This is a genomic window from Collinsella bouchesdurhonensis, from assembly GCF_900155365.1.
GTDB classification, from domain to species: Bacteria; Actinomycetota; Coriobacteriia; order Coriobacteriales; family Coriobacteriaceae; genus Collinsella; species Collinsella bouchesdurhonensis.
On sequence record NZ_LT699739.1, the window covers coordinates 640,244 to 651,157 of the forward strand.

9 protein-coding genes are annotated in these 10,914 nt (G+C 57.8%); 1 reads left to right on the forward strand and 8 read right to left on the reverse strand.

Annotated features, from left to right (window positions below; genetic code table 11):
- The 7 genes from BQ9843_RS04825 to istB all read right to left on the reverse strand — a co-directional run bounded on the left by BQ9843_RS04825 (window position 1) and on the right by istB (window position 8,316).
- Window positions 1–585 (reverse strand): lytic transglycosylase domain-containing protein, encoded by a 585-nt coding sequence (locus tag BQ9843_RS04825; RefSeq protein ID WP_075844081.1) that lies wholly within the window; start codon window positions 583–585, stop codon window positions 1–3.
- Window positions 578–1,210, reverse strand: a complete 633-nt coding sequence (locus tag BQ9843_RS04830) for a dephospho-CoA kinase (protein ID WP_075844082.1) — start codon at window positions 1,208–1,210, stop codon at window positions 578–580. Before BQ9843_RS04830 ends, BQ9843_RS04825 begins: the two co-directional genes overlap by 8 nt.
- Window positions 1,211–1,303: 93 nt before the next feature.
- Window positions 1,304–2,107 (reverse strand): pyrroline-5-carboxylate reductase, encoded by an 804-nt coding sequence (gene proC / locus BQ9843_RS04835; protein WP_022387094.1) that lies wholly within the window; start codon window positions 2,105–2,107, stop codon window positions 1,304–1,306.
- Window positions 2,108–2,209: 102 nt separating this feature from the next.
- Entirely contained in the window at window positions 2,210–4,678 is a 2,469-nt protein-coding gene (hypD, locus tag BQ9843_RS04840) for a trans-4-hydroxy-L-proline dehydratase (RefSeq protein WP_083647919.1), read from the reverse strand.
- Between the two features lie 26 nt (window positions 4,679–4,704).
- Window positions 4,705–5,622 carry a glycyl-radical enzyme activating protein gene (locus tag BQ9843_RS04845; RefSeq protein WP_075844083.1) on the reverse strand — a complete coding sequence of 306 codons (918 nt, stop codon included), beginning with the start codon at window positions 5,620–5,622 and terminating at the stop codon, window positions 4,705–4,707.
- A gap of 18 nt (window positions 5,623–5,640) precedes the next feature.
- Entirely contained in the window at window positions 5,641–6,909 is a 1,269-nt protein-coding gene (locus tag BQ9843_RS04850) for a CD0519/CD1768 family membrane protein (RefSeq protein WP_083647920.1), read from the reverse strand.
- Between the two features lie 726 nt (window positions 6,910–7,635).
- Window positions 7,636–8,316 (reverse strand): IS21-like element helper ATPase IstB, encoded by a 681-nt coding sequence (gene istB / locus BQ9843_RS04855; RefSeq protein ID WP_075844084.1) that lies wholly within the window; start codon window positions 8,314–8,316, stop codon window positions 7,636–7,638.
- A 175-nt stretch (window positions 8,317–8,491) separates the two neighbouring features.
- On the opposite strand from istB, the gene istA (BQ9843_RS04860) reads away from it, so the two are divergent.
- Complete coding sequence (gene istA / locus BQ9843_RS04860; RefSeq protein WP_195906614.1) at window positions 8,492–9,511, forward strand: IS21 family transposase; 1,020 nt, start codon at window positions 8,492–8,494, stop codon at window positions 9,509–9,511.
- Here istA (BQ9843_RS04860) and istA (BQ9843_RS04865) read toward each other — a convergent pair.
- Window positions 9,414–10,430 (reverse strand): IS21 family transposase, encoded by a 1,017-nt coding sequence (gene istA / locus BQ9843_RS04865; protein WP_075844086.1) that lies wholly within the window; start codon window positions 10,428–10,430, stop codon window positions 9,414–9,416. The genes istA (BQ9843_RS04860) and istA (BQ9843_RS04865) overlap by 98 nt on opposite strands.
- Window positions 10,431–10,914: the final 484 nt, after the last annotated feature.

A 10,914-nucleotide genomic window follows, 5' to 3' on the forward strand; every position in this document is an offset into this window, starting at 1 on the left:
TTAAAAACTATGAGGGTACAAGTCTTGATAGCGCTCGCGCGCATTGGTCACGCGTGCCAGATAGGCCTGAGTCTCGGGAAACGTGATCGCATCCTGCAGCGATGTCTCCCTTTGGGCCCACTGCTCCACATTGCCCATTCCCGCATTGTACGCGGCAATGGCCTTATCGGTCGAACCGTTGAAGTAGGAAATGAGATACGAAAGATAGGCGCAGCCAAACTCGATATTCGTAGCCGGGTCGCTCAGGTTCGAGACATTATAGGAAGAATCGACGAGGCCCAGGCTGATCATATCGCTCGCCGTCTCGGGCATGAGCTGCATAAGGCCCTCCGCACCCCGATCGGACCTTGCATCTTCATCCCACCCCGACTCGGTCTCGATCACCGCTGCAACAAGATAGGGGTCGACCCCGTGCCGCGTCGCCGAATCGACAATCTGCTCCTCATGAGAAAGCGGATAGAACAAGCGAAGCAAAGGTGCGGGTGCCGCCGCGTAGACGAGCGCAGCGACGCCAAAGGCCATCATGCACAAAAAGGGAACGACGCGGTACCACGAAAGCAAACGGGGAGCTCTGATTTTAGTCATCAGCCTCTCCCGCCCGATCAAAACCATGGCATGCAAGCCACTCGTCAAGTGCCGCCTCGAGGCGGCCATCAGCAACCGCATTGTCAAAGACAATCGAAGACCATGCTTTAAGCTGTTCGTCGCTCGGCTGCAGAGCTGCGCGACGTTCAAAATCGTCGGGAGCCATACCGCGCGCGATGGCGCGCCCACGACGCACATCGAGCGGCGCCCAAACAGTCGCCACCTCATCGGCAAGCGAAAAAGCATCCAAAAAAGATGCAGGGGCAGAAACCTCGACCACGGTAAAAGGAACGTTTGGCCGCATTGCCACGCAGCAGCCATAGGGCAACAAACGATCGGCCAGGCGTTCGACAAGCACCGGATGCACGATATCGTTGAGTTTTGCCGTCCGCTCATCATCCGCAAACGCACGGCTTGCCAGGCGAGCCGTTACGACGCCGCCGGTTTCGTCCAGAATATCCCAGCCAAAACAATCGGCAAGTTCCGCCACAACGGCAGAACCCGGCTGGTACAGATCTTTTGCCATCTGGTCCAAATCGATACGTAAACCGCCCGCGCGCTCAAGATAGCGTGCCGCATACGACTTGCCCGATGCTATGTTGCCTAAAAGAAATAACGTAAACATGAGCCTTATTGAAACATAAATAAAGAGCCAAAGGGACAGTCCCTTTGGCTCTCAGGCAAACCTATGCCGAATCTTCGCGTTAGGCGCTATATGCTAGGCCAACTCGCGGTTGCGCTCGGCGCACGCGAGCATCGCATCGACCACGGTCGCACGCAGACCACCGCGCTCGAGCTCGGCCACGGCAGCAATCGTCGTGCCGGCAGGCGAGCTCACCATGTCCTTGAGCACGGCGGGATGCGTGCCGGTCTCCTGCAGATACTTGGCAGTGCCCAAAACCGCCTGTTCGGCCATAGCGTAAGCCTGAGCGCGCGGCATGCCCTCGATGACCGCGGCGTCCGCCATAGCCTCGATAAACAGGCACACATAGGCAGGAGCAGAGCCAGAGACGGCAACAACCGCGTCCATCAGATGCTCGGGGATAAACTCAGCTTTGCCAAAAGCGCAGAACAGCTCGTGAACGTGCTCGCGCTCCGCCTCGGTCACGTTTCCATTCGGACACAGGGCGCTCATCGACTCGCCCACCATTGCGGCCAGGTTGGGCATAACGCGCACGATCTTATGGTCGGCGCCCAAAAGGCCCTCGAGGCGCTCAAGGGAAACGCCGGCAGCAATGGAGATGATAACGGCATCCTTATCGACGGACGGGGCAAACGCTTTGACGACACCATCGAGATACTGCGGCTTCACAGCGATGATGATGCTCTTGGCGCCAGCCACGGCCTCGCTGTTGTCACAAGTTCCCTGGCAGCCAAGCTCGCCTGCGAGCCTCTGCTGCGACGTCTCGCTCACATCTGCGACCGTAACGTCCTGAGCGGCCACGAGACCGGAGCCCACGATACCCTTGAGCATCGCAGTACCCATGTTTCCGCAACCGATAAGTGCCAGTTCCTTAGCCATATCTCTATCCTCTCAATTCGGCGATGTGACAAATGCCCACCGGACCATTCTGTCACACCGCATCGTTACCTATAGAATCCTCAAAGCAATCTAAAACACAATCTAGAACGACTGCTCGGTACGATTGATGATTTCGTTTTGAAGCTCCGTACCCAGGTTGCACCACTTCTCGGAGAAACCTGCCACGCGGACGATAAGGTCCTTGTAGTTCTCCGGATGCTTTTGAGCATCCAACAGCGTCTCCTTGTCGATGATGTTGAACTGGATGTGATGGCCGTCCATGTCAAAGTAGCTGCGCACCAGGTCGGCCAGATTCTCGATACCCTTGTCTCCGGCAATGGAGCTTGGCGTGAACTTCTGGTTGAGCAGGGTGCCGCCTGTTGCCGCGTGGTCCATCTTGGCGCAAGACTTGATAACTGCCGTAGGGCCGTTGACGTCGGCGGAGCGCTCGGGCGAGATGCCGTCGGAAACAGGCTCGCCGGAGAGACGACCGGAAGGAGATGCGCCCGTAACCTCGCCAAAGTAGATATGGCAGGTGGTGGGCAGCATGTCGATACGCCACTCGCCGCGACGCATATTGGGCCTACCGGTGATGGTGTCGTGGAAGTACTGGAACACCGCACGCATGATGTCGTCGGCGTAATCGTCGTCGTTACCAAACTTAGGCGTCTTGCGGCTCACGAGATTGCGGATCAGCTGATACTTCTCGCCCTCAAAGTTGTGGTCGATAGCCTCAAGCAGCTCATCCATGGTGAAGCGCTTCTTGTCATAGACGTTGTACTTGAGCGAGGAGAGAGCGTCGGTGATGGAGCCGATGCCCACGCCCTGGAGGTACGTGGTGTTGTAGCGGGCGCCACCGGCGTTGTAATCCTCGCCGCGGGCGATGCAGTCCTCGGTCAGAAGCGACATGTAGGGCACGGGATTGTACTTGGCGGTCAGCTGGGTGTTGATGTTCGAACCGTTGACCTTAACATCCTCGAAATACTTAACCTGCTTCTTGTAGGCGTCGAAGAGCTCCTCGAAGGTCTCGAAATCGCGCGGGTCGCCAGTCTCGATACCAATCATCTTGCCAGAACGGGGGTCAACACCGTTGTTAAGCGTAACCTCGAGAATCTTAGGCAGGTTGAAGTAACCGGTCAGAGGATAGGCCTCATAGCCCCAGCAGCCGGTCTCAACACAACCCGAAGAACCACCATGACGGGCATCGGTCAGGCTCTTGCCGGCATTGAGCTGCTCGTCGATGATCTCCTCGGTGTTGTAGAAGGCGGGCTGGCCCCAACCGGCGCGAGCGACCTCACAAGCGCGCTTCAAGAACTTGCGTGGGGTCTTGCGGCTGATCTGCACGTTGGAGTTGGGCTGGATGAACATCATTTCTCCCATGCAGTCGAGAATGATGTAGGAGACGTCGTTCACGCCATTCTTGCCGTCCGGGGTGACACCGCCGGTATTGATGTTGGCGAAGTCGGAATAGGTGCCGGACTCCTTGAGGGTCACACCCACCTTGGGAGGTGCGGGCTGGCTGTTGAACTTGACCCACAGGCACTCAAGAAGCTCAAGGGCGTGCTCGCGGTCAAGACGGCCAGCGGCAACGTCGGCCTGATAGTACGGGTTCAGATGCTGGTCGAGACGGCCCGGGGTGTAAGCGTCCCACGGGTTCGTCTCGCTGGTGACAGCGAGATGGATAAACCAGTAGCGCTGAATCCACTGCCAGTAGGTCTTGGGGCGCTCATTGGCCACAACGCGGCAGTTCTCAGAGATCTGGCGCAGCTCCTCAGCACGCTTGGAATCGCTCTCCTCCTCAGCCATCTTGGCAGCAAGGTCGGCATAGCGGTTGGCAAGCACGGTGGTTGCGTCAACGGCGATGAGCATACCGCGCAGCTCGTCACGCTTCTCGAGAGCCTGATTGTCGTTCAGATAGTCAATGGCATCGAGAGCATTCTGGATCTCCTGCTTGATCTCGGCAAAGCCATGGGTCACGCCGCGCTCAGAGCCCAGGCAGGTATGACCGCCGGCACGCTGCTCATAGAACTCAGTGAAGATGCCGGCCTCGAAAGCGAGGTGCCACTGCTCGGTCTGGGCAGCCATGATCTTCTCGCGAAAAGCGCGGTTCTTCCAATACGGAATGATGATCTGCTCCTGGACGCGCAGGTCGTCCTCGGTAACCTTGAAGTTGACCTGCTCGCGATCGTTCATGTTGTGCATGTCCTCGAGCGTATGGCAGCAAAGCTCGGGGAAAGTTGGGGCAGCCTGGGGCCCGCGTCCCTTCTCGCCCACAATCAACTCGCCGGGCTCGATGCGAATGGTCTTGCGCTCAAAGTAGTCATGGAGCACCTGGCCGCGAAGCTCGGGGATCGAAAGAGAGCCCTCATAGCGCTTGTATGTCTCGGTTTCGATGAGCGCGCGCTCCATATCGATGTACGGCTGCGTGGTCTCGCTCTGATGACGGAGCATCTTGACACGGTCGTTCATGCCGCGATCCTCCTGCCATGTGGCATGGCTGGTCTCGCGCGTCGGGGCCGTATGAGAGGACACTGCCTTCAAGGCCTCTTCAATCGCAGCGAGCTCCGCCATTTCCAATTCCTTTACGTTTTCCATCGTTACCCTCCAATTTGAACGTTATCGAACCCATGCTGCAAAAACAGATCTTTCAGATGCTCCATGCGCTCTTCGCTTGGAACCTGCAAGTCACGAGCTAAATACGGCCTTCCCAGACGCGTATATTTGCTGCTTCCCGTTGTGTGGTAAGGAAGCAGATTCACCGGCGGCATTCCCACATGGCTTTTGAGGTACTCAATGACAGCAAGCATGCTCTCATCGTCATCGTTTACCGTTCCAATGGTCGGAATGCGAATGTTGAGCGATGCGCCGTTATGGGCCAAAAACTCGAGATTTCGAAGAATGACATCGTTTGAACGGCCAATATATTTGATGTGCTTCTCCTCGTCGATCATCTTAATGTCATACAGCCAAGTATCAACATAAGGAAGCAGACGACGATAGGTGCCCAAAGGCGCATAGCCGCACGTGTCGATGGCGATGTCGATGCCCTCAAAGTGAAGCTTGCGGCAAAGCTCCTCCATGAAATCGGAGTCCTGGACCATGCATTCGCCGCCCGAAAGCGTAACGCCGCCTCCCGAGCGCTCGTAGAACTGCTGGTCCTCCAGAGCCTTCTGGACAAGCTCATCCACCGTATAGCGCTGGGTGCCCACGATTTCACGGCATTCGTTGGGGCACCAATCCAGACAGGCTCCGCAGGTTACACAGGTACCCTTGCTCGTGTGCGCATGCCCATCTTCCCCAACAGTCACCGCGTCATGCGGGCACGCCTTAACGCACAGCCCGCATCCCGTGCACTTGCCGGGATCAAACATCAGCTCGCGATCAAAGCTCTGGCTCTCGGGGTTATGGCACCACCAACATGACAGCAAACAGCCCTTAAAAAAGATCGATGTGCGAATTCCATGGCCATCATGCACCGAGAACTTCTGAACATTTATGACAGCTGGCAATTTCATCTCTGGTCAGTCCCGTTCCTATGCAATGCCGATGAGCATGCAGATCACGTTTGCCAAGACGCCTGCAGCAAGGCCACCCACCAGATGCGTCACAATCGCGAAACCGGTGAACTCGGTGCCCTTCAGGTCATCGAGCATCGGAACGTGCGTAGAGAGGAAACCGCTCCAGCAAAAGCAGATTGCCGTGAGAACCGCAATGTCCTTGGCACCAAGCAGCCCGCCCTGAAGCAGGCCGGCAACAAGGCTCATAGAAGCGCCGGCAGAGGCCAGCGAGGTAGCCACGACGCTCAGGGCCTCCATGTGCGTAAAGCCAAAAAGCGGGGTGATGATGAAATCGATCTTGCCGGCAAGCCAGGGAAGGAAATACACGCCTTCGTAGGCGGCACCCGTGTAAACGCCGCCCTCGCCAGCGCCATTCGACAGCATCATGACGATCGTGCAGATGATAAGAACACCTGGGATGATGGCGAGACCAAGCTGAACACCGTCCTTACCGCCGTCAATCAAGGAAGACATGGCGCGCATGGAGACGCCGCCCTCACGGATGGCGCGCTTGCCCTCAGGAAGCTCGACACCGTCATCATCCATCTCATAAGCATCGACTGCGTCCTGTTCTTTACCGAACTTACGGGCGCAGGGGATGAGCAGCAGGCGAGTCGAGAGAACGCCGCCCAGGATGGCGCAAAGGCTACCGATTCCAGTGGGAAGAATGGTGTCGACACCGTTGGTGCCAGAGAGGCCCAGGACAGCACCGACAACAATCATGCCGATACCGAAGCAGGTACCGAAGTTAACAAGCGCAGGAATCTGATAGCGCTTGAAATAACGCATGAAGCCACGGTTGTGAATAAAGGTGCAGATTGCGGGATTATCAGACAGGAATGTCGCGATAGCACCTACGGAAGCTGCACCAGGCAAACCAAAAAGCGGTTTCATCAGCGGAGTGATCAACTTATTGAGCATAGCGACGACGCCAAACTCAGTGAACAGAGAACCCAAGGCTCCGCACACGACGGCAATCGCCATAATATAGAAGCAGGTGTCCAGGAGCAGCGCGTACGCCGTCTTCATGAGAGTGGAGATCATGTTGGTGGTGCCCATAACCATAGCCATGGGAACGAACAGCACGCACAGGCCAACAAGGCAGCCAATCCACTCCGGGCCCAACTCTTTCGTAAAACGGGTCGTGGGTGCCACGCCCTGATCTGAGGATCCACCCTCGACTACCGACAGATTTTGAAGCGTTTCAGTAGCTATATTCTCTTCAACTAGCACGCTCTTGGACATTTAAACCCCTTCCGAGCACGACAAACGAACAAACAGAAAACGGACGGCATCGCAGTGACGTCCAGGAAGTCTGGGCCAAACCGCGATACCGTCCGTAGGCATAAAAAACAAAAAACGGTATCGCAGCAGACAGGGAAACTCCCAAGTCAAACTGCGATACCGTCCGTACGTGCTGTTTTATGCACTTCTCCACCCATAGAGTGACCATCTATGGGCGCTATTGCGCTCGGTAGCAGGCAAAAACAAATTCGTTTAAGCAGGACTATTTTCGATGAAATGAGAGACGAAACAGAATTGAAACGTATCAAAGGCTGCTAAAGGTAGGAATTATAAGATGAACGGTACTAACGAAAGCGAGCCATCTTATGAAGTAAAGAATTACTTTTCATATCATACAAACGAAGGTCATAACGACGAATAGCCGGATTGTGGAGAAACTTCTGAAAAAGCCCTAAGCGTTTCAAAAAAAGGTCAAGCACCGATAGCCGGAAATATGCCGTCAAAGCCAGGAACAGGCTTAGTGGCCACACAGTCTCATATCCGTAAAGACAACAAGCGTAACGATCACGAAATTGCTTCCTAACCAAAATAGGTGCCAGCCAAGTGTACAAAGCAAAATACTAAAAGAAGTTAAAAAGCTCTATCAAAGTTAAGCCATATGTTTATGTCAAGCAGGCAATGAACAAAGTGGCACGCGCAATTTGAGCAGTTTGGCAGACGGCCTGGTTAAACGTTCGCCTTTCCGAGCATCAGCGCCGCATCCATGCGGCGGCTCGATCCCCCGAACTCGATGAGCCTTCCGTGATGCACGATCCTGTCGATCATCGCAGCCGCGAGCTTGTCATCCCCTAGGATCGTCCCCCATTTGCTGAACTCGATGTTGGTCGTGAAGATCATGCTCCTCCTCTCGTAGCAGGCGGAGACCACCTGGAACAGCAGCCGCGCGCTCTCGACGTCGATCGGCACGTACCCGAACTCGTCGAGTATGACAAGGTCGTTCCTTTCGATGTCCTTCATCATCGCCTCGAGTCGGTGCTCCCTCTTGGCCTTCGCCAGCGACAGCGCCAGCTCGGCCGCGGTGTAGAACCTGACCGCCTTGCCGGCCATCACGCATGCGCTGCCGATCGCGATGGCCAGGTGCGTCTTGCCGCGCCCGGTCTGCCCATGGAACACGAAGTCCTGGGCCGCATCGACGAACGACAGGCTCTTGAGGTCGTCCACGCCGTAGCCGTCCGGGAACGCGACCTGCGAGAAGTCGTACCCGTCGAACGATTTGACCTGCGGGAACTTCGCCCTTCTGTACAGCCTGGAGCGCTTGTTCCTCTCCCTGACGTCCATCTCGTATCCGATGAGGTCGCTGACGGCCCTCAGCTGGGCCGCGCTGGACGACGCGAGGAACCACTCGATCGTCTCGTTTGTTTTTGATAGCTTTTATTTTTAGGAAATCACGAGATAAAAGTTTCGGGTTTCACGACGATTGTTTCGCCTCATAAGCAAAGGCGCCGACCACCTCCAACGGATGGCCTAACTTAGTCATTGCTTCGGTAATCGACTCAAGGAGGCCGGAAAGGAAATGATCGGCATGTCAACTATTCTAGCAATCAAGCAGCGCGCTGCCCGTGGCGACAGCGTCGCCCAGATAGCCAGGGAGGAGGGAATCTCCGAGCCCACGGTGCGCAAATACCGCGACATGGACGACTTCTCCCCTCAGGTCAAGCCCAGGAAGAGGCGCGGTTCGAAGCTTGACCCGTTCAAGGCGACGATAGATCGTTGGCTTGCGGAGGACAGGAAGCGGCGCCCCAAGCAGCGACACACGGCCCAGCGGGTATTCGACCGGCTCGTCGCGGAATGCGGCTACGACGGCAGCTACACAATCGTCCAGGCCTACGTCAAGAAGCGCAAAGCCGAGCTCAAAGGCGCCAAAGACGAGTTCCTCAACCTCGAATGGGCGCCCGGCGAGGGGCAGGTCGACTTCGGCGTGTGCGACTTCAGGGTGCTGGGCGTCATGCGCGAGGTGCACTACCTGGTGGTCACCTTCCCGTTCTCCAACGTGTCGCTGGCGCAATGCTTCTGGGGCGAGACGTCGGAATGCGTCTGCGAGGGCCTGAAGGCCGTGTTCGAGTTCTGCGGGGGCGTGCCCACCCGGTTGGTGTTTGACAACGCCACGGGCGTCGGCAGAAGGGTCGGCCAGGTTGTCAGCACCGCCGACACGTTCACGCGCTTCGCCGCCCACTACGGGTTCGACTTCTCCTTCTGCAACCCCAACTCCGGCCACGAGAAGGGCTCCGTGGAGAATGCCGTCGGGGCCATCCGGCGCAACCTGTTCGTCCCCGTTCCCCGCATCGACAGCCTGCCCGCCTACAACAAGCGGATCCTCGGCAGGTGCCTGGATCGCGCCGGCAAGGACCATTACCTCAAAGGGGAGCCCGAGCGCCAGCTGTTCATGGAGGACTGCGTGGCCATGGCCGACCTGCCGGCGAAGCCCTTCCGCGTCGCGAAGATAGTCACGGCCAAGACCGACAAGTACGGCGACGCGTGCCTCGACGGCAGACACCGCTACNGACCTTCCCCTGCTTGTCGGCCTTGCAATGCGCGTACCTGACCACTGTGAACGCCGCTTCCGGCAGCCCCGCCATCGCGGCCGAGTCCTCGACGAACAGCTGCTTCTCGTCCTCGCCCTTGAGGTAGTGGGACTTGGACAGCGAGCAGCATCTGCCCAGCAGCCTCTCGTTGAACGAATCGACGTTGCAGAGCCTCGGGACAGGCACGAACAGGTTCGACCTCACGAACCTGACCTTGCTCTCGACGTTGCCCTTCTCGTGCCCGGAATAGGGGTTGCAGAACGAGAAGGCGAACCCGTAGTGGGCGGCGAACGCGGCGAAGGTCTCGGTGGTCCTGACCCCGTCGCAGACCCTGCGCCCGACGCCGGTGGCGTTGTCGAAGACGATCCTGGTGGGGACGCCGCCCACGTATTCGAAGATCTGCTTGAGCGCCTGGCATACGCACTCGGCGTTCTCGGAGGGGAAGACCTGGGCGAACCCCATGTTGGAGAACGGGAAGGAGAGCACGAAGAAGCTCATCCTGCGCCTTGCGCCGACGACGGCGAAGTCGGCCTCCCCGAAGTCGGCCTGCGCCTCGCCGGGGCTCCAGACAAGGTCCAGGTAGGATTCGGCGACGCTTCTCCTCTGGGCCTTGAGGTCGTGGACGTAATGCCTGACGGTGGATTCGCTGCAGGCGACGCCGTGCTCGTCGCGAAGGCGCTGCCAGATGCGGCGCGCGGTGTGCCTTTGCTTGCGCCAGCCCCGCTCGTCCTCGTCGAGGTACCCCTCGATGACCGGCCTGTACGCGTCGAGCATCTTCTCTCTGGGCTCCTTCACCGGCATCTGCGGCGAAAGGTCGGGGGCGGCCAGCTTCGCGTACACGGTGTTGCGCGAGACTCCGACTTTTCGCGCGATCTCGGAGATGGACTCGCCGCTTTTGCGCAGCTGCCGTATAGAATAGGTTTGCGACATGCTGATCATACCTTTCTGACCTCCTTGGTTGGTTTCTCTAGGCGAAAACCAAGTTAGTCGATTGAGTTGGTCGGCATGTCTGCCTTTGTGCTCAAATTGATCAAGCCGATCTGTTCATTTTGAAGTTACCACCTACAGCCATATTGGACACAGCCGCTCTAAAGGCAGCAGGTCTCGCTTTAAGGCCCTATAACCTCATGTCCCTCCCCCTGCACGAGAGAAAACGCACGAGGGCCCAACGGACGGGACAAAGGCCCGATAGCCGAAAGAAGGGGCCGGGTACCGAAAGGACCGCCGGCGGGCGGGCCAGGTGGATCGGCGGCAAAGCAGAAGAGCCGCGGGGCCGGGAGGGCGCACGGCTCTTCCGCGCCAATCTGCAGACAAGGCAGGATGCCGCCCATGGAAAAAGGGCCCCGCGGGGCCCTCGGCTGAACGATACGGGGAGAAAGAGAAAGGGGGCGCCGCGGGGGGGGATCCCCCGCGGCGCCCCCGC